The organism is Allobosea sp. 05T422_2 (assembly GCF_056396265.1).
Window position 1 is genome coordinate 1 of the sequence record NZ_JBFTLD010000122.1, and the last position, 19,091, is coordinate 19,091.

18 protein-coding genes and 2 pseudogenes are annotated in these 19,091 nt (G+C 63.7%); 11 read left to right on the forward strand and 9 right to left on the reverse strand.

Going from position 1 to position 19,091, the window contains the following annotated elements; genetic code table 11:
• On the forward strand, positions 1-288 hold a 288-nt coding region (locus AC1DJT_RS20370; RefSeq protein WP_476770148.1), incomplete at its 5' end, for a beta-barrel domain-containing protein.
• A 161-nt stretch (positions 289-449) separates the two neighbouring features.
• The gene (locus tag AC1DJT_RS20375; protein WP_476834742.1) at positions 450-1,124 is read left to right on the forward strand and encodes a LuxR C-terminal-related transcriptional regulator; all 675 of its coding nucleotides are present in this window, start codon (positions 450-452) and stop codon (positions 1,122-1,124) included.
• Between the two features lie 120 nt (positions 1,125-1,244).
• Here the strand turns inward: AC1DJT_RS20375 and AC1DJT_RS20380 are convergent.
• Positions 1,245-1,946, reverse strand: a pseudogene (locus AC1DJT_RS20380) (IS6 family transposase).
• Between the two features lie 571 nt (positions 1,947-2,517).
• Positions 2,518-2,952, reverse strand: coding sequence for a MarR family winged helix-turn-helix transcriptional regulator (locus AC1DJT_RS20385; RefSeq protein ID WP_476769626.1), 435 nt, complete (start codon positions 2,950-2,952; stop codon positions 2,518-2,520).
• 89 nt (positions 2,953-3,041) lie between these two features.
• On the opposite strand from AC1DJT_RS20385, the gene AC1DJT_RS20390 reads away from it, so the two are divergent.
• Positions 3,042-3,518, forward strand: a complete 477-nt coding sequence (locus AC1DJT_RS20390) for a cupin domain-containing protein (protein ID WP_476769627.1) — start codon at positions 3,042-3,044, stop codon at positions 3,516-3,518.
• 741 nt (positions 3,519-4,259) lie between these two features.
• On the opposite strand, the gene AC1DJT_RS20395 is transcribed toward AC1DJT_RS20390, so the two are convergent.
• The 6 genes from AC1DJT_RS20395 to AC1DJT_RS20420 are packed head-to-tail and all read right to left on the reverse strand — an operon-like array spanning position 4,260 to position 10,617.
• Positions 4,260-5,015 carry an SDR family NAD(P)-dependent oxidoreductase gene (locus tag AC1DJT_RS20395; protein WP_476769628.1) on the reverse strand — a complete coding sequence of 252 codons (756 nt, stop codon included), beginning with the start codon at positions 5,013-5,015 and terminating at the stop codon, positions 4,260-4,262.
• A complete protein-coding gene (locus AC1DJT_RS20400; protein WP_476769629.1) occupies positions 5,015-6,292 on the reverse strand; it encodes an ABC transporter substrate-binding protein in 1,278 nt (425 codons plus the stop codon). The genes AC1DJT_RS20395 and AC1DJT_RS20400 overlap by 1 nt, the downstream gene beginning before the upstream one ends.
• A gap of 25 nt (positions 6,293-6,317) precedes the next feature.
• Positions 6,318-7,247: an NAD(P)-dependent oxidoreductase gene (locus tag AC1DJT_RS20405; RefSeq protein ID WP_476769630.1), complete on the reverse strand. Its 930-nt coding sequence runs from the start codon at positions 7,245-7,247 to the stop codon at positions 6,318-6,320.
• The gene (locus AC1DJT_RS20410; RefSeq protein ID WP_476834743.1) at positions 7,247-8,545 is read right to left on the reverse strand and encodes an extracellular solute-binding protein; all 1,299 of its coding nucleotides are present in this window, start codon (positions 8,543-8,545) and stop codon (positions 7,247-7,249) included. The genes AC1DJT_RS20405 and AC1DJT_RS20410 overlap by 1 nt, the downstream gene beginning before the upstream one ends.
• A 10-nt stretch (positions 8,546-8,555) precedes the next feature.
• Positions 8,556-9,854, reverse strand: a complete 1,299-nt coding sequence (locus AC1DJT_RS20415) for an ABC transporter substrate-binding protein (protein WP_441509031.1) — start codon at positions 9,852-9,854, stop codon at positions 8,556-8,558.
• The gene (locus AC1DJT_RS20420) at positions 9,826-10,617 is read right to left on the reverse strand and encodes a FadR/GntR family transcriptional regulator (protein ID WP_441509032.1); all 792 of its coding nucleotides are present in this window, start codon (positions 10,615-10,617) and stop codon (positions 9,826-9,828) included. The genes AC1DJT_RS20415 and AC1DJT_RS20420 overlap by 29 nt, the downstream gene beginning before the upstream one ends.
• A 95-nt stretch (positions 10,618-10,712) precedes the next feature.
• Here AC1DJT_RS20420 and AC1DJT_RS20425 point away from each other — a divergent pair, with 95 nt between their 5' ends.
• From AC1DJT_RS20425 to AC1DJT_RS20450, 6 genes are all read left to right on the forward strand, one after another.
• Positions 10,713-11,837: a mandelate racemase/muconate lactonizing enzyme family protein gene (locus tag AC1DJT_RS20425; RefSeq protein ID WP_476769633.1), complete on the forward strand. Its 1,125-nt coding sequence runs from the start codon at positions 10,713-10,715 to the stop codon at positions 11,835-11,837.
• 3 nt (positions 11,838-11,840) lie between these two features.
• Positions 11,841-12,716: a carbohydrate ABC transporter permease gene (locus tag AC1DJT_RS20430; protein WP_476834744.1), complete on the forward strand. Its 876-nt coding sequence runs from the start codon at positions 11,841-11,843 to the stop codon at positions 12,714-12,716.
• Positions 12,709-13,542 carry a carbohydrate ABC transporter permease gene (locus tag AC1DJT_RS20435; protein WP_476834745.1) on the forward strand — a complete coding sequence of 278 codons (834 nt, stop codon included), beginning with the start codon at positions 12,709-12,711 and terminating at the stop codon, positions 13,540-13,542. Before AC1DJT_RS20430 ends, AC1DJT_RS20435 begins: the two co-directional genes overlap by 8 nt.
• Positions 13,543-13,544: 2 nt before the next feature.
• Positions 13,545-14,432, forward strand: a complete 888-nt coding sequence (locus tag AC1DJT_RS20440; protein ID WP_441509036.1) for a DUF6772 family protein — start codon at positions 13,545-13,547, stop codon at positions 14,430-14,432.
• Positions 14,432-14,767, forward strand: a complete 336-nt coding sequence (locus tag AC1DJT_RS20445; protein WP_476834746.1) for a hypothetical protein — start codon at positions 14,432-14,434, stop codon at positions 14,765-14,767. The genes AC1DJT_RS20440 and AC1DJT_RS20445 overlap by 1 nt, the downstream gene beginning before the upstream one ends.
• Positions 14,768-15,369: 602 nt before the next feature.
• Complete coding sequence (locus AC1DJT_RS20450; RefSeq protein ID WP_476769636.1) at positions 15,370-16,062, forward strand: hypothetical protein; 693 nt, start codon at positions 15,370-15,372, stop codon at positions 16,060-16,062.
• 172 nt (positions 16,063-16,234) lie between these two features.
• Here the strand turns inward: AC1DJT_RS20450 and AC1DJT_RS20455 are convergent.
• A pseudogene (locus tag AC1DJT_RS20455) lies at positions 16,235-16,408 on the reverse strand (ATP-binding domain-containing protein); the annotation flags it as partial.
• Positions 16,409-16,808: 400 nt separating this feature from the next.
• On the opposite strand from AC1DJT_RS20455, the gene AC1DJT_RS20460 reads away from it, so the two are divergent.
• Complete coding sequence (locus tag AC1DJT_RS20460) at positions 16,809-18,005, forward strand: multidrug effflux MFS transporter (protein WP_476769637.1); 1,197 nt, start codon at positions 16,809-16,811, stop codon at positions 18,003-18,005.
• A gap of 653 nt (positions 18,006-18,658) precedes the next feature.
• On the forward strand, positions 18,659-19,091 hold a 433-nt coding region (gene scpB, locus AC1DJT_RS20465), incomplete at its 3' end, for an SMC-Scp complex subunit ScpB (RefSeq protein ID WP_476834747.1).

Genomic DNA, 19,091 nt, shown 5'->3' on the forward strand with positions numbered 1-19,091 from the left:
CAGCCCGCCCGCCTGCGCTTCTCCGCCTTCGCCAAGAATTCGACCCCGGAACTGCCGGGCACCGTCAGCCATCTCTCCCCGGCGACCACCCGCGACCCCACCACCGGCGCCAATTTCTACACCGGCGAGATCCAGATCGACGGCGATCTCGTCGCCGCCCTCGGCGACCGMAAGCTCCAGCCCGGAATGCCSGTCGARGTCTTCATCACCACCGAAGAGCGAACCGCGCTCTCGTTCCTGACAAAGCCCTTCGCAGACCACGCCAACAGGATCTTCAAGGAGAGGTGAGGCGACCGCTGCACCTCATGTTCGAATCATCGAATGGGAGGGGATCCGGCAGCCGACCAGGGCCGCTCCAACATGGAGCGCCCCCACCATCTCGCAAAGGGTTTTGACTGAGCGACCATMTCATTCGACTTGCAGCAGTAAAGTAGAGAGGGGGAGGAGCCATGCCGGATCGTTCGCTCGCGATCGTCGATGATCACCCGGTGCTGATGGAGGGGATCGCCGCCCTGCTGAAACGATGGGGCGGTTTTACGCTCGCCGCGACCGGGAATGTCGCGGACGATATGGTGTCGATCACCAGGAGCCATCGGCCCGATGACATGATCGTCGATCCCGGCATGGCGGGGGATATCTATCGGGCGATCTCGGACGCGTTGAGGATCGCTCCCACCATGAAGATCGTTGTGTTCACGGCCTCGGCCAGCACGGATGATGCGATCAGGGCTCTTGATGCCGGGGCGAAGGGCTACGTCCTAAAGAKCGGCCCGGGAGACGACCTCATTCAAGCCCTTCAGGCCGCGCAACGCAACGACGTCTATGTCAGTCCCTCGTTCGCGAGCAAACTAATCTGCGCCTTGAAGGACAAGTCTCTCGAACGACAGAAGGCGGCCTGCAACAGGCTCAGCGTCCGGGAGGAGCAGATTGTCAAACTGCTGCTTTGCGGAAAGATGAACAGCGAGATCGCCCGCGAGCTTTCGCTCAGCACCAAGACCATCAAGGCGCACATGACCGGCCTGATGGCAAAGCTGAATGCCCGTAATCGTCTGGAGGCGGTCATCGCCGCGCAAAAGCTGGCTGCGGCGACGAGCATCCCGGTTGCCACAAGGTTCCGCCCCTGAAAGACGAGTCGAGGATCGCGCCAAAGACGAAGATCATCGTGTTCACGGCCTCGGCCAGCACGGCTGAGGGTTCTGTTGCAAATTCCCGCGGCGCCATAGAATTTGGTGGTTCGTGCCCTTTCACGCCGCTGCGATAATCTCAAACTGCGCTGCGATGGACGGATTTGGATTGTAGGCGTATCTGGCCTGTCGCTTGCGCATCATGTGAACCATCTCGATACCGGCCAAGGTTGCAGCGGCGTTTTTGAATGATTTGAAGCCAAGCATCGATCGGATTCGCCGTTTGATCCGCCGATGATCCTGCTCGATCCGATTGTTCCGGTATTGGCTTTGCCGGATTCGGATCGGCTTCAGCTGGCGGCGTGACCGATCTTGAAGACGGCTTGTCGCATCACAAGAAGCGATGGCTTCCCGGTTGGTCTGGCTGCCGTCAATGACGATGCGCTCGGGCCGGCCGTGGCGTTCAAGCGCTCTGCGGAAGAACCGCTTGGCCGCCGACAGATCCCGATGCTCGCTGAACCAGAACTCGACTGTGTCGCCAACCCTGTCGATGGCGCGATAAAGATACATCCACCGTCCGCGGACCTTGATGTACGTCTCGTCCGCATGCCACTTGGCGGTCACGGCGCGTTTGCGCCGGTTGAAGCGCTCAAGCGGCAATGGCGAGAAGTAGACGACTCAGCGGTGGATCGTGGAATGGTCGATGCTGATGCCGCGCTCGGCCATCATCTCCTTCAGGTCGCGCAGGCTCAGGCCGTAGGCCAGATACCAGCGAACACACAGCAGGATCACCGATCGGTCGAAATGACGGCCCTTGAACATCTGATGTCCTCCCGCCAATGGCTGGAAGGTGATGCCCTAACCTCCATAACTGAAGAGTTTGCAACAGAACCCCCCAGCAAGGTATGGGATCTCGCTGACGCCGGCCGGAGCCTCGGCCCGTGGCAAGGCTTTCGCCTTTCGGGGCACCACGAACAGCGCGTTCACCGGAGGGGAACATTCCCTACGAGCTCTGCAGTACCGATCTCGAGCACATTGCCATCCTTCGGGAGGCCATCGCGCAGCAGGCCAATTCGAATTCAACGGCTTGCTTCACTGGTCTCCTCGAGGAGCGCGCTGGTTTCCCGATCTTCCACGCAGAGCGCGTAAGTTCTCCGACTATCCAGGCTTCCTTCGATGAAGGCTGGAAGCGCCTTCAGTGCCGCCTTCCGCAAGCTGTGAAGCGGCATGCCGTTTGCCCCCCGATCGGCGCCCAAGACACGCCCATCATCGGTGGCAGGTTCCTGAAACGATAAGAGAATATTCGAGATACGCGGGTCACGCAGGACACCGATTCAGGGTCAAATGTGATGCCTATTCACAGTCATCGGGAACGGTATCAGAACGCCCCGAGCTAGCGAGCCAATGGACTATCCCAGACGAGAAGCAGCAGCGCCTTGAGCTCGGTGAAACGCTCTGACCCAAGTTCGATGCTCCACTCGCGCTCGATGTCGCGCAATATGTCGACCATCTTCCAGAATGCGGCGTGTCCACGTTCGGTAAAGCGGATCTCCCGGGCGTTGCCGGCGCCCGGAACATCCGACCGGACGATATAGCCGAAGCCCTCCAGACTCCGGAGCAGTTGGTTGATGGCTTGCTTGCTCATGCCGGCTCGATCGGCGAGCGTGGCCGGGCGAACGTGATGAGGACCGGGAAACTGCAACACCGCCATATGCGGCAGGCGCAACTCGTCAAAGCCAGCGGCGTTGAGCTCCTTGATGAGCCGCCGCTGGATTGCCTGGGCTGGAACGCGCAGCAAGGCGCCGATCAGCATGTCCTCGGTTCGCATCGGCAGGCCTTCTGAGATAGATCGTTGACTTTCGGTAAATGGCGTTTACCATCAAATGGTAAATGTAGTTTACCAAATGAGATTTCGCAATGCCGCAGCCAGCCATAGGTCCCTGCATCAACCCTTCCGACGAAGCCATTGTGACCAGTGGGCTCGCGGTCCATTTCCTGCTGACCGGAGACAATTCGAACGGCAGCATTGCGGCCTTTGAACTACTGGTCCCAGCGTCTCAGCGATTACCAGCTCCCGCGCACAGCCACGACCACTATGAAGAGACGATCTATGGCATCGACGGTGTCCTGACCTGGACGGTCGACGGGAAGCAGATCGATGTTGGGCCAGGGCAGGCACTGTGCATTCCGCGAGGCGCCGTTCATCGGTTTGATAACAATGGAAACCAGGACGCGAAGACACTGTGTGTGATTACGCCGGCCGCGATTGGACCGGAGTATTTCCGCGAGGTCTTCGCAGTGGCCAACGCGGCACCCGGTGGTCCACCGGGCCGGGCCAAGATGGTCGAGATCATGCGCCGTCACGGCCTTACGCCAGCAGCGCCCCAGATTTAGAGGCCAGGAGAATCAGCAGGCGCTGATTTTCCCTTGCGGCGTCAGCCAGGGCATCTGCACCACAACCATCCCGAGACATGCGGGATCAACAGCCTCTGGCAGGGTCGCTGCGGTGTGGCCGCAGGGGACGAGCTCCAGAGCTTCGTGCCGAAGCGGCTTCGGCGCGGGAGCACCTGCGACGGCTTAGGGACGCTGAAAGCGGATCGAACCATCAATCCGGGTCGGTGCACGAGCGGGAGAGGATCGCCCTCGAAGAAGCTTTGCGAGCGTTCGAGGCCTCGCGGCACCCAACGAAATTGTAGGGCCGCAATACTACCCCGCAGCTAACTGCCGTTATTTTTTATCGCGGGCACGGGTAGACGACGYACACTTTTCTTGGGGAATGTGCAGGTGGCTCTACCGGATTGAGCGCGGCTTCCCGTGATGAGTTGGCGTTGCTAAAAGGCTGCGGTTAGGGACTAGTCCTGCGCACACATCGCGTCGTCAATCTCCTGCTCGATCTCAAGGGCTAGCACGCGGCATTCCTCCGCGCGTACGCGGCCCGCTTGCGAATAGATTTTCGACCAATGGGCCGCCGCCTCGCACGCCAGATCATACTCTTCGAGCAGGTCCGGCAGTACCGAGATGCGGCCGCATCTAACCCGCAACTCCGTCGGTGCAGACATTAGATCAGTAGAACGCTGCGCAAGATACCTTCGTCGAAAATCACGGTATGACGAATCGTCAGTGCAGTCGAAAAATCTAAAGTCGCATGCCTCCGTCCACTGCGATCTCCGCACCATTGATATAATTTCCATCTGGCAAGCAGAGCAGAAGGGCAATACCTACGCAATCTTCTGGAACGCCTATTCGTCCGAGCGGAATACGCGCGATGGCTTGTTTTTCGCGGCCTTGTTGTGCGAATATCGCGCGATTGCGGTCGGTTCGGATGGCACCGGGCTGGATGACGTTGAAGGTAACGTCTGCAGCCCGCGTGGTGCGAGCCAAATTCAAAATTATGTTTGTCTGCGCGGCCTTGGTGGCTGCGTAGTAGAGACAATCGTCGTTCGCCCTCATCTCCTGGACAGATCCAATTGCGATGACACGGCCAAAGTTCTGGGCACGCATGCCCGGCAGGAAGGCCTTCAAGAGGCGTGCGGTCGCGTGCAGATTGACCTCACTCTGCATGGTCAAAGCGTCGTCGCTCAAATTGTCGAGCGTCTGGCGGATTTCAGTTGAGGCGCATAACACAAGAATGTCGGGCGCGAGCGCTTGCGCTCTCAGTTCAACGACCATTCGCTCAACGGCATTGGGCTCGGCAAGATCAGCGATAAGCGATACGGCCTTAACATCGCCATCACCATCGCCGAGCCGACGGGCAACCGCGAGCGCCTCGTCGTCGCGGTCGTGGACCACGAGGCGAGCGCCTGCACCGGCGAGCGCCGTCGCGATCGCAAGTCCGATGCCGCGAGCCGCGCCGGTGACCAGCGCGACACGTCCTGAAAGCGCCCCTGCCATCAGCCGAGAAGAGGCTTCACGCGCTTGACCGCGTCGTCCATCGCCTGCTGCGGCGGCTTGATGCCTAGCACGGCGGCTTGCGTCTCCTCGATGAAGATGTCGTGGGCGCGGGCCTGCTCGTCGAAGGCCGGGAGATGGATGCGCGACTCCTTCAACGCCGCTGCCTCGTCGGCCGCATAAGGCATCGCGGCCTTCAGCGTCGGCTCGGCATAGGTCGAGATCCGCGTCGGTCCGTTGCCGTTCAGGGCCATCGCCATTGTGCCGGCCTTGGACGACAGGGCGCGGATCAACTCCCAGCTCAGCGGTTTCTGTTTGGCGTTCTTCGGGATCATCAGCGCCCAGAACTCGACCGTCGGAGCGAAGGCGACCTTGCCGGCGAGGTCCGCGGCCATTGGCGGCAGCAGCGATTTGAAGCGCCCGCCATATTTGCCCTTGCTCGGGTCGTTATAGGTCACCAGCCGCGCGAAGGGGTTGATCGTGATCGCGGCACGGCCCTGCTGCATCCAGCTGGTGATCTCCTCATTGTTCACCGTGGCGAAGTTCCGCGGCAGCACGCCGGCCTTGTAGAGCTCGGCCAGCACTGTCAGCGCCTTGACCATGCCGGGCTCGGCGGCGACCAGCTTGCCGTCCGGCGTCATGTAGTCGCCGCCGAGGCAGCGGGCGAGCGTCAGGAAGTTCGAGGCGAAGGCGGCGGTGAAGGCGAGGCCATAGACCTGCGTGCCGTCATCGCGCTTGAAGGTGAGCTTGCGCGCCGCCTCGATCAGCTCCTCGAACGTGGTCGGCAGCTTGACGCCACGCTCTTCCAGCAGCGCCTCGTTGTAGATCAGTGCGTTGGTGGCGTGGCGGACCGGGATGCCGTGCAGGGCGCCGTCCAGCTTCAGCGGCACGACCAGGCCGGGCGCGAAGTCCTCCGGTGCCTCCAGCGCCGCCTCCTTCATCAACCCGTCCAGTGGCTCGAAGAGCCTGAGGTTGCGCGGCACCGCGCGGCCGTTGAGCAGGTAGCCGACGTCAATCGAGGTCTCGCCCAGCGTGACCTCGCGCAACAGCCGCTCATGGATGGCGTTGTTGTCGCCGAAGGTGACCCAGTTGACGCCGGCGCCGGCCTGATTGCGCCAGGCCTCCGTTGCGTCGCCGCCGGGACCGGTGGTGGCGCAGGTCTGGTGGACCCGGTGACCGAGCGCGGTCACCGTCTTGGCCTGGGCCAGGGATGGAAGGGCCGCGAGCGCAGCGGCGCCGGCGGTTCCGGTGAGCAGGGTACGTCGGGAAATGGCGTGCATGGTGTCTACCTCGGAACGTTCGGTTTCAGGCAGCGGCGGTCTGTTCGCTCAGGCGGATCTCGACGCCGGCGCGCTCACTGACCAGGCGCAGGATGCTCGTGAAGTCGTCGCGCGGGTATTGCTCGGTCGTCTCGTCGAGCAATTGGAGAACCGCAGCGCCGAGCGTAAGCGGCACGCCGATCTCTTCAGCGAGCTTGGTGGCGAGGCGCTGGTCCTTGCGCGCCAGGCGCGACATGAAGCCCGGCGAGAAATCACCCAGAAAGGCCTTGCCCGGCATCAGCTTGTGCAGCCAGGCGTTGTTGGTGCCAGTGCCGCCGCTGATCCTGACCATGAGGTCGAGCGGCAGGCCCGCCTTGAGGCCGATTGTCATAGCCTCGGCGATGGCGCTGACGATGCCGGCCGAGAGGAAGTTGTTGACGAGCTTCATCGCGGTGCCGTTGCCGAGCTCGCCGCAATGGGTGATCGTGTCGGCCATCCGGCGCAGCAGCGGCTCGACCTCCTGGAAGACGGCGAGATCGCCGCCGATCATCAGAGCGAGCGTGCCGGCACGGGCGTTCTCAACGCCACGCGCCACGGGGCTGTCGATCATCCGGATGCCACATGCCGCGAGGCGGGCACCGACGCGCCGGCTGGTGACCGGATCGATCGTGCTCATGTCGACATAGATCAAGCCGGGGCCAGCATTCGCCTCGATGCCGCCAGGACCCAGCGCCGTCTCCTCGACATCGGGAGCATCGGGCAGCATGGTGACGACCACGTCGCTCTGGCGCACGAGTTCGGCGATGGTCGCAGCGCGGTGGGCGCCGGCCTTTTCCGCTTCGGCGAGCGCGGCCTCGCTGAGATCGAAGACCGTCAGCGGATAACCGCCACGCAGTACGTTGAGCGCCATCGGCAGGCCCATCGTGCCGATGCCGATGAAGCCGATTCTGGCGTTGGGAGACAAAGTGGCAGCCATCAGGATTTCACCATGGGTTCGACGCGGCGCATGAGATCGGCAACGCCCTGCTCGGGCGTGACCTGGCCAAGGGCGACCGCCTGGACGGCCTGCGCGAGCGCATCGCCGGCCTCGACGGCGCGGTCGAAAGCGGGCAGCGGCGGGCGGGCAACGGCCAGGACCTTTGCCTCGGCGGCGGCGTAGGGCACCGCATCCTTGACGCGCTGGTCGTCATAGGCGGCGGCCCGGACCGGGCCGTTGCCATTGAGGGCGCCCCGGATCACCGCCTCCTTCGCGGTCATCGCCTTGACCAGCGACCAGGCGAGCTCCTTGTTGCGCGAGTTCTTCGGGACGACGAAGGACCAGAACTCTGTCGTGCCAACGATGGCCCCTGTGCCGAGATCGCGCGAAGCCGGCGGTGCGATCGCGCTGATCTTGCCGGGAAACTGGCTCTTCTGCGGGTCGTTGAAGGCGAAGTACCGGCCGAAGGCGAAATGGCACATCGCCGCCCGCCCGGCCTGCATCTKGGTGATGACCTCGTCCTGCTTGAGAGTTGCGAAATTGCGCGGCAGGGCGCGTGCGGCGTAGAGGTCGCGGAAGACCTCGAAGGTCTTCAGCATGCCGGCCTCGTTGGGAATGACCTTGAGGTCCTCGCTGATGAACGGCGCGCCCCAGGCGAGCGACAGCGTCACCATGTTGACGTAGCTGACGCCCTCCATCGCAAAGCCGCTGACCGGCACGCCGGCGGCGTTGGTGAATGTCGCCGCCTTGGCGATCTCGATCATCTCCTCGATCGTCTTCGGCGCCGCCGCGAGCTTGCGCTCCGCGAGGATGGCCTCGTTGACGTGCAGCCCGGTCGTGGCATGGCGGAACGGGATGCCGCGGATCGAACCGCCGACGCTCAGAGCCTTGACCATGCCGGGCGCAACTCCGGMGAAATCCTCGATCGGATCGGCCTTCTGGAGCGCATCCAGCGGCTCCATCAGGCTGAGCACGCGGGGCACGGCGAGGGTGTTGACGACGAAGCCGAGATCGAAGCTCGTCTCGGCCAGGCTGGCCTCGCGCAGCAGGCGCTCATGCAACGGCGCGACGTCGAAGGTCGACCAGTTGACGCCGGCGCCGGTCGCTCTCGACCAATCGCCGATGATGTCGCCGCCCTTGCCGCCTTCGCCGGTCAGGACGTTGCGGTGGACCCGGTGGCTGATGATGTTGAGCGACTTGGCCTGCGCCCGAACGAGGGCGGGCATGGCCAGAACAGGCAGCGCGAGCGCGGTCCCGGCAAGAAGCGCGCGGCGCGATGGCTGGTAAAGCTTCGTCATGGGACCCCCCCTAAGCCGGAAGCAGCGGCTGGACGCGCTTGACCAGCGAGGCCATCGCCTCCTCCGGCGTCTTCATGCCGAGCACGGCGGCCTCGGCCTCCTCCTTGAAAAGGTCGCCGGCGCGGGCCGCCTCGTCGAAGGCCGGCAGCGGGATGCGCGCCACCTTGAGCACCTTCAGCTCCTCGGCGGCATAGGGCACGGTCGCGGCGAAGCTCGCGTCGGCATAGGTCGAGGCGCGGACCGGGCCGTTGCCGTTGAGGGCTGCGCCAAGCGTCGCCTGCTTCGAGGCCATCGCCTTGATGAAGCTCCAGGCCAGGTCCTTGCGCTTGGAGTTCTTGGGAATGCAGAGGCCCCAGAATTCGACCTTGGCGGGGGCGGCATCGTACTTGCCGGCCAGCGCCTTCGAGGCGGGCACGGCAATGGTCTTGATCTTGCCGGGGAATTTCGACTTCTGTGGATCGTTGTAGATGCGGTTGCGGCCCATGCTCTGCAGACTCATCGCGGCCCGGCCGGTCTGCATCCAGACATTGACGTCCTCGGTGGAGAGCGTCGCGAAATTGCGCGGGAAGGCGCCGGCCTGGAAGAGCTCGCGCAGCAGCTTGATTGCGTTCAACATCGGCGGCTGGTCGGCGACGCATTTGTAGTTCGGCGTGATGAAGTCGCCATCCCAGGCGCGGGCGATGTCGATGACGTTGGGGTAGGTCACGCCGGGCATGCACAGACCGACGACGGCAGTCCCGTCGGCCCTGCGATAGGTGCAGGCGCGGGCCATCTCGACCATTTCCTCAATCGTGGCCGGCGGTTTGGTGAAGCCCTTCTCGGCCAGCAGTTCCTCGTTGTAGTGCAGCCCGGAGGAGGCATGCCGGAAGGGGATGGCAACCTGCTTGCCGCCGACCTTCATGCCCTCCATCAGGCCCGGGAAGATGTCGGGGGCGTCATCGAGCGGGTCGCGCTTCATGAAGTCGTCGAGCGGTTCGAACAGGCTCGCGGCGCGCGGCACGGCTTGGGTGTTGAGCAGGAACCCAACATCGACCGAGGTCTCGCCCAGACTAGCCTCGCGGAATAGGCGCTCCTGCAGGGGGCCGGTGTCGAAGGTGGTCCATTGCACCGTGGTGCCGTTCTTGTCGCACCAGAGCTTGGTGATGTCGCCGCCCTGCGCGCCCGTCGCGACCGTCTGCATGACGCGATGCGCGAAGAGGTTGAGCGGCGCCGTCTGCGCCAGCGCGGCTACGCTGTCGAGCCCGACGAAACTCAGCCCGATGAAGCCTCCGAGGACCTGCCTACGATCCAGCCCTGTCCCTGCTGTCATTGTTGTCTTCCTCCCGGATTGTCGCGATTTCCGCGATGGCGGCTTCAGCCGCTTCGAAATGCTTGCTCATGGCTCGCTCAGCCCATTCRCCGTCACCAGCGCGAATGGCCTCGACGACCTCAACATGGCGCTCGTAGGTCTCGCGCCAGTCACCGGTGTTGCGGGTGCTGCGCGAGTTGAACAGCTCCATGATCTCCCGGTTCAACGGGCGCAGCGCCCGGATCTGCAGGTCGAGCAGGGTGTTGCCGGCCGAGGCGGCGATGGCCTCGTGGAAGTCGAGATCGGCCTCGATCCAGCGCGGCACGTCGCCCCAGGAGGTCTCGAGCCGCTTCAGGATCTCGGTCAGCTTGACGACATCGGCCTCGGAGCGACGCTCGGCGCTGTAACGGGCGATTGGCGGCTCGAGCACGCGGCGCAATTCGACGGCCTCCGTGAGGCCGGTCTTGCTGCCGCGTACGGCAAACCGGAAGAAGCGGTCGAGAGGGGCGGCGTCGAGCGCCTGCACGCGCGTCGGCTTGCCCTGCTGGATATGGACGACGCCCATGGCCGCGAGCTGGCGGATGGCTTCGCGCGCGATTGGCTTGCTGACGCCGAAGGAGGCGGCCATGCGCGCCTCCGAGGGCAGCACGTCGCCGGGCTTGAGGCGGCCGTCGTGGATCGCCTGCGTGATGCGCTGGATCAGGGCGTCGCCGAGCCGCGTCGGCACGACGTCGACGTCGGCGAACGGATCATCCTCGATAAGGGCCGCGGCGGGATCGGTCATTCACAAGCTCCAAGGACATGATTGACAGATGCCAGCCAAGTTGGCAACTGTGCAGCCTATATGATAAGTTACCGTCCTGGGGAGGACGCATCGTTATGCCGGCTCGCAGCATCTCGCAGATCGTTGCCTATCCGCTGCGCGCCGTGCTGGCCAAGGCCCAGCGCACCTCGCAGGGCGACTATCCCGCCATCGAGGTCGTCGTCGTCGAAGTCACGACCAGCGACGGCCTCACGGGCTTCGGCGAGGGGCTGTGCAGGCGCGGCGCAGCCGGCTATGCGCGCTTTATCGAGGAGGCGTTCGTCCCCCGCCTGATCGGCAAGGACCCGGCCGACCGGCGCGCCCTGTGGAAGCTGATGCGCGGCGCGCTCTCGGGCCAGCCCGGCGGGCAGATCGTCGAGGCCATCTCGGCCATCGACATCGCGCTCTGGGACATCGCCGGCAAAGCGGCGGGGGTACCGATCCACAAGCTGCTCGGCGGCATGGGCCGAACCCACGTTCCAGCCTATGCGTCCTCGATCAACTGGCTCGACGACGCCACGGTCGAGGGCGAGGTGGCGGCTGCATTCAAGGCGGGGTTCCGCGAGATCAAGGTCAAGCTCGGCCACCCCATCAAGGACGCGATCGCGCGGGCCAAGTTCATCCGCAAGCTCGCCGGCGACGAGATCGCGCTCTATGTCGATGCCAACTGGGCCTATGACGTCGACGACGCGCTGGTCGTCGGGCGGGCGCTGGCAGATCTAGGCTATGGTTTCTTCGAGGAGCCGATCGCACCGCATGACCGTGCCGGCTATCGCCGCCTCGCCCAGCACCTGCCGATCCGCCTTGCGGCCGGCGAGAGCGACTACGTCGCCTCCGAGGCGTTGGCGATGCTGCAGGAGCGCTCGCTCGGGCTGATCCAGCCCGACGTCTCGCGCTCGGGCGGCATCACCGAGACCTGGCGCATCGCTGAACTCGCCGCGAGTTTCAACACGGCCTATGCCCCCCATGTCGGCTGGTCCGGTGCGATCTGCGTCGCCGCCAGCCTTCAACTGGCCGCGGCGGCCGAGACGCTGCGTACCTTCGAGTGCATGGTATACGCCAACCCACTGCGCGATTCCTTCACGCATCCGGTCGTCGGCGAAGGCAGCCAGCTCGTCGACGGACAGCTCCTCGTTCCACAGGGGCCGGGCCTGGGTATCGAAATCGACCGCGACATGCTCGCGCGGCATCGGATCGCTTGAGCGATGCAGCAGCGCTCGCGCCTTACCGCCTTCGCATTGGTCTGGCCGGTCCAGATGATGGTCGGCGGCATCATCTTCCTGCCGGCGATCTATGTGTTCTGGCTCAGCCTGAACCAGTCCTCCTTCGGGCAGGCGGCCACCTTCGTCGGCCTCGCCAACTACGCCAAGGTGCTGAGCGACCTCTATTTCTGGCGGGCGCTGGTCAACACGGTGATCGTCGTTGCCGTCGTCGTCCATGTCGAGCTGCTACTCGGCCTGMTAATGGCCCTGTTCTTCGCCTCCGGCATCCCCTTGCGCGCGCTGATGCTGGCTGTGGTGCTCGCGCCCTATGCCGTCTCCGAGGTCTCGGCGGTGGTGATGTGGCGCTACCTGTTCGAGCCCGATGTCGGGATGATGAGCCAGCTTCTCGGCGCCATCGGCCTGCCGCCAATCGAATGGTCGGTGAATCCGAGCCACGGCCTGCTGATGGTCTGCCTCCTCTCGATCTGGCTGCACCTGCCCTTCAGCTTCGTCATCCTGTACGCCGCCCGCCTCGCCATCCCCGGCGAGCTCTACGAGGCCGGCGCGATCGATGGCGCCTCGGGCTGGATGGCATTCCGCCGCATCACATTGCCGCTGCTGATGCCAGCGTTGCTGATCGCCGCGCTGTTTCGCTACATCTTCGCCTTCCGGCTGTTCTCGGAGGTCTGGCTGATGACCGGCGGCGGGCCTGCCCGCACCACCGAGGTGATGGCCGTCTACCTCTATCTCGAGGCCTTCCGGTACAACTCCTTCGGCGCCGCAGCCGCCACCGGCTGGCTGCTCGTGCTCGCGTCGCTCCTGCTCGCGCTGGTTTACCTGCGCGGGCTCTACAGGGAGATGTTCGGCAAGCATGCGTAAGCGCTCCCCCCTCATCACACTGTTGAAATTCCTCGGCGTCCTCATCATCGCGGCCTGGTCGCTGGTGCCGATCACATTGATCGTGATGTCGTCCTTCAAGGCCGACCGCGACATCTTCTCGGCCGCCTCGCGCTTCAAGTTCGAGCCGACGCTGGCGAACTACGCCATGCTGTGGAGCCGCTGGGGCGACTTCTTCACCGGGCTGTGGAACAGCTTCATCGTGACCACGGGGGCCACCGTGCTCGCCGTCTCGGTCTCGCTGCTCGCCGGCTACGCCTACTCGCGCCATGCCAGCAGGACGCTGCAAGCGAGCGCCTTCTTCCTGATCTTCATCAGGTTGATACCGCCGATCGTGATCACGCTGCCGCTATTCCCGGTGGTGAACTGGCTCAAGCTCAACGACACGCATTTCATCCTGATCCTGCTCTACGCGACCTTCTTCGTCTCGCTCGGCACGATCGTGATGCGGACCTTCATCGACCAGATCCCGCGCGAGCTCGACGAATCCGCGATGATCGACGGCGCCTCGCAATTCCAGATCATCCGGCKAGTGATCTTCCCGCTGGCGGCCCAGGGCATGCTCGCGGTCGCGGTCTTCGTCATCGTCTACGCGTGGAACGAATTCCTCTTCGCTTTCATCTTCACCACCACCAGGGCCAAGACTGCGCCTCTGGTCGTTGCGGAGATGATCGGCGCGGTCGAGGGCGTGGAATGGGGGGTGCTCTTCGCCGCCTCCGCCATCCAGCTCCTGCCCGTGCTCGCCTTCGTCATCCTCATGCAGAAACATCTCGTCGCCGGGCTTACGGCCGGCGCGGTGAAAGGATAGTCATGACCCAACTCGACGATATGCGCCGCGCCATCCGCGAGGCCGACCCGCAGCTCAGTCGTTTCGACCCCCTGCCGCGCATCATCTGCCTCGACGATTTCGATCGCGGCATGTGCGGCTGGACTCAGCTCGTCGGCAATTACGAGATCTCGCTCGACCAGATGCTCCCCGGCTACGCCCAGCACTCGCATGCGATGCTTTCGACACTGCCCAATTGGGACTTTGGCTCGCATGGCGGCGTCGATGGCTCCTATGCGCTGAAGCTCGCGACAAGGGCTAGGGCGGGCGCGCAGAACGTCACACTGAAGCGCCTGACCTTCCGCAAGGCCGGCCCGATCCGGATGGAGTGTTATTTCACCTTCAAGCCCGAGGCTAACGAGCTGCAGCTGATGGAGACAGATGTCCGCTCCTTCGGCTTTCTTTACGACCTCCAGGTGGGCGATCAGGCCGGAGCAGGCGGTCAGCGCGTAATGCCGCACTTACGTTTCCTCAACGCACAAGACGGCAAGCACCTCCAGAAATGGCAGTTCAAGCGCAAGACCACTGAAATCTTACCGATCGGCAATGTCGGCAAAACGATCTCGCACTACCACCTCGCGCCAACCGATTGGGAAGACCTGCCCGGCGGCGAGCAGAAGCTTTGCTACAACGAGATTCCGACAAAGATTAACTGGCACTATTTACGATTTGATTTCGATCTCGCCACGATGCAGGCGACCGGATTCCAAGTGAACGACCGTAAATTTGATCTCTCGACTTTCGAGCCAATCCGCATTCCGGCCATGAAGAATCTTTGGTGCATGCTCAACCTCTGCTTCTTCGCTGAGACGGACACCGACAAGCGCGCTTTCGCATATCTCGACTCCGTCTGCCTTTCGGGAGATTTCTAATGCTGCCTGAAAACCTCACTGCCGTCGTCGCCCGCAACGAGATCTGGACCGGAGACAGCGCGACGGAGCCTTACGAAGCCGGCTGGGCCAAGGAGGTTGTCGTCTTCRTTCGGGCGTTGAAAGAGCCGATCGGAGCGCTGCCGAAAGCGCGCATCGAGATTTCGGCGGACGGGATGCATTGGGCGCCGGAAGGCTCGGAATTCGAGCTGCCGGCGGCGAAAGATGCGGTGACATTCCAGCGAGTCGCCCATTTCGGGAATTTCCTACGCGTGGCCGTGACGCTACAGGAAGGCGTCGAGATTGCGGTGTTGGTGACATTTCATTTGAAAGCTTAAAGATACAATTGCGCAGCAAGCAATATTGTGATTGATGAGAAACGCGTGAATTGGGTTACTACCTAATACTTTATAGAATAGAACGCCATCTAGCAAAGTCGTCAAATCACGGGCGGCTTTGCTAACCATCTGTGAAACACCCACTGTCAGGCGCGATGGGTGCATCAATGCGGCTTTGGCTTCGCGCTCAAGAGTCTACGACCTAACCAGCGACTGCCGCCTCGCAAACCGCAGAATCACACCCAGCGATGCCGCGAGAGGTATCGCCAACAGCCTTGGCATGAGAATAGAAGAGGTGCTCGTTGCATCCATTCTGATAGCCACTCCTCTCCCCGTCCTCAAACCGACAATTGATGATGTTGGGTCCGCAAGGCCCGTGACGATTGGGCTGGGCAGCGAGCCGAAGGCGCTCGGCATAGCCCCCCGACATTTGCGACGAAGAACCGTTCGCCAACTTAACCGTAATTGGAGATGTTGGGCCAGTTGCGTTGCCCGGACGCACAAACACGTTACTATTACGTTAAGGAAATTATCGAGTTGCCGCGCGGATCGAGCCCAGCCGCGCGTTTTCAATCCAGTGGCGGGCGTTAACAGGTGAAGTCATGAATACGCTGCTCGCACCCCCTGTGGCCGCCCTGATTGGCCTCGCCGGTCTCGTCTTCACCGCCAGTGACGCTGAAGCCCAGCGCCGTGGAGTCGGTGCAGGCGGTGGTTACCGAGGTGGTGCGGTGGGTATTGGTTCCCGCGCTGGATACCGTGCCGCTGCCGTTGGCGGTGGCTACCGAGGTGGATATGGTGGCGCGTACCGTGCCGGATACCGTGGAGCCTACCGTGGGGCGGCATACCGTGGCGGTTACTACGGCAATCGTTACTACGGTGGCCGGGCGCTCGCAGCAGGCGTCGGACTCGCAGCAGGTGCTGCCTATTACGGCAACGGTTATGGCTACGGTTCTGGCTATGGCTACGCCGCGCCCGCCGCCTACGGCTACGGTTCTGGCTATGCCACTCCCGCCGCCTACGGCTACAATGTCAATGGCGTCTATAGCGACGCTCCCTATGCCACCACCACGTATTCCGGCAGTGCATGTAATTGCAATCAGGGAACCGTGAGCGGCTATTCGCAGCCCGTCTACTACGGCACGCCGGCCTCAACTTACTATGGCGGCGGCGGCTACTACGGGGGAGGCTACTATGGCCGCGGATACTATGGCAGACCTGTCCTTCGTGCGGGCATTCGCCGCGCCGCATATTACAATAACCGACCAGTTGTTGGGCACTACGGTAGGCGCTGGTAAATCTCCAGCCCCAACAGGCATCAGCGCACTCGTCGCGCTCCTTGTTTGAGCGGAATAGACGTAGCTCAGCGGTGGGATGCTGGTCATGTGCATCCAAGCATGAGAGCACGGTAAGAGGTTCGACCGCGATGTTGAGCCTCTGGTGCCGTCAACTCCACTCGCGCCCCGCCATTCATTGCCGCAGCTTCGTCCGTCGGCATTTTCCGCCAGCCCTCACGGCCTTGGCCAGTGCGCGCTTCTGCCCGACGATGACGACCAGCCGCTTGCCCCGCGTCACGCCCGTGTAGGGGAGGTTGCGGGCCAGCATCATGTAGTGCTGGGTCGCGACCGGGATGACGACGGCGGGTCAGGTTCGCGACCGATCCCGACGTCTTTGAAGGGCGTCGGGGAGCAGTTACAGGGGCAGGCAACACGGGCCTCCGATGTGCCAATAGCAGAAGCCGGTTCTGCTTCGCCCGCCAGCCATGCCGCAGTCACGCGTGTGTCGCCGAAGGAGTGGGCGGCGAAGCGAGTTCGTGGAGTATGGTGACTAGCTCAGTGTGAACAGGCGATGTCCGATCACTGAACACCTCGATTGGATTTGCTTAAGTGAGCCGGTTGAGACGTGTGAGCAGGCGAATGCGCTGACGGAGGGTAAGTTTGGCTTCGGACGAGCGCCCGATGCCGCTAGGTGGCGGCCCAATCCTCGACATTCTGACCGGCCAAGCCTAGACAGCCGCCTGCCGTGCACGGAAGGGCGCCCCTCCATGAAACTCCGCCCCGACACGCTGGCGATGACCGCCGTCCTCGCCATGCTGACGGCGCTCGGCCCGCTCTCGACCGATTTCTACCTGCCCTCGCTGCCCGACATCGTCCGGGTGATGCAGACCGACATCGCCGGCGCGCAGGCGACGCTGTCGGTCTTCCTGTTCGGCTTCGCCGGCGGCCAGATCTTCTGGGGACCACTCTCCGACCGGGTCGGCCGCAGGCCGGTGCTGCTGGTGGGGCTCGGCATCTTCATGGTGTCGACATTGGCCTGCGCCTTCGCGCCCTCGATCGAGGCCCTGACCATCGCCCGCGCGGTCCAGGCGCTGGGCGCGTCGGGACCGATCGTGCTCAGCCGCGCCATGGTGCGCGATCTCTATGAGGGGCCGCGTGCCGGCCGCGAACTGGCCCGCATGGGGATGATCATGGGGCTGGTGCCGGCGATTGCGCCGGTGCTCGGCGGGGTGCTGCAGCAGGCCTTCGGCTGGCGCTCGACCTTCGTCGCCACGCTGGCCTTCGCCGCTGCCGTGGTGGCGATGGTGACGTTTCTTCTGCCCGAGACGATCCGGAACCGCTCGCGCGAGCCGCTCTCGCTGGGCTCCATCATCCGCGGCTTCGGCACGCTTTTCGCGAGTCGTGCCTTCCGCGTTTATGTCGCGCTGACGGCGCTGGCCTACGGCGGGCTCTTCGCCTTCATCTCCGGCTCGTCCTTCATACTGATCGGCATCCATGGTCTGACGCCGGTCCAGTATGGCCTGTCCTTCAGCCTCGTCGTGCTTGGCTTCATTCTCGGCACGATCCTCGCGCAGCGTCTGGTCGCCCGCCGTGGCATGGACGGTGTCATCGCGCTCGGCGTGCGGTGCCTCGCCGGCGGAGGCCTTGCCATGCTGGTCTGCGTCGCTGGCGATTTCGGTGGCGTGGCCGGCGTTGTGCTGCCGATGGCGCTCTACACCTGTGGTGTCGGCCTCACGATGCCGCAGGCCCAGGCCTCGGCGATGATGCCCTTCCCGGATAGCGCCGGCGCGGCCTCATCCTTCACTGGGATTTGCCAGATGTTGTTCTCGGCCTGCGTCGGCCTCCTCGTCGGACATGCGCTGAAGAGCGGCGCGCTGCCGTTGCCGCTGGTGATGTCGGCGATCGGCGTCGCCGCGCTCGTGCTGTTCAGGGCGAGCGCCGCCGTGCGGGCGGCCAGGATCTAGCGGTCAGCCGTAACGCCCATCACTCGTCCGGTCCTAGTGAAATTAATTGCACATCATCGTGGAAAAAAACCCGCAGTGCCGCGGCCACACGCTGGCTTCTACGGGGTTTCAATCACCCGGACTTCCCTCGGGAGGCCACCGGGGTGCCAGTTGGACTATCCGCTACTGCGGCTCCTCCGGCCGTCGAAGCGGGTCATGGAAAGATCTTGCAAGGCCCTATGGTGCTCCCGGTAAGCAACCTGGTCAAGAAATGACAGGATCAGCGTTCATAGGCGCTCGGATGGATCTCGCCGGCCTTGATGCGGGCAATGATGCCGTCCGCGTAGTCGGACACCCTGTCCCACAGCGCTGGTAATGCTCGTTCATGCCTCGCTCCGTCGGAAGAAGCGGATGGCTGCGCGGAGGGCCACTCGTGGCGGCAATGACGAGGCGAAGGCATTTGGTCGCGGCGATGCTGGTGGGCTTGCTCCTTTAGCGCAGGGCGGTCGCAGCCCGCTCGATCTCTGCCTTGTACGTGGCGCAGAACTGCGTCGGGCCGGCTGTCGACTCGGCCAGCACCCCGTCTCTCGCGGCCTCCATCGCGCTTCGCGGACGGTTGGGATCTGTTGCTTCGCCCTCGCGAGAACGCCGGTGGGCAGTGATGTGCACTTGTCATGATAGGCCGTGACAAGCGCGATGCCGCGCGCGGCCCACTGGTTGGTCGCGACTGCGCGATCGATCTGATCATTGCCGACATCCGCGAGGAGCTGCGCGGCCGCCCCTATGACCTGGTCGCGGTCGCCGGGGGCTGGCAGCACCGGACGCGCGGCGCCTTCGGGCCGGCAATCCGGGCGGTCTCGGCAGCGCCGCAAGCGACCGCCGGCCTGTCACCGAGCGAGATGCTGTTCCTGTCCGGGATCGCTTATCTGCAGCCGATCACCCGCAGCGAGCTCGGCAAGGTCTTTGGCAAGGAGATGAGCCGCGACAGCGTTGCGGCGCTAAAACGCGCCGGCGTGATCACGGCCGGACCGCGCAGCCCGGAACCGGGGGCGCCCTATACCTATGTCACGACCGACACATTCCTGTCGGTCTTCGGTCTCGCCAGCC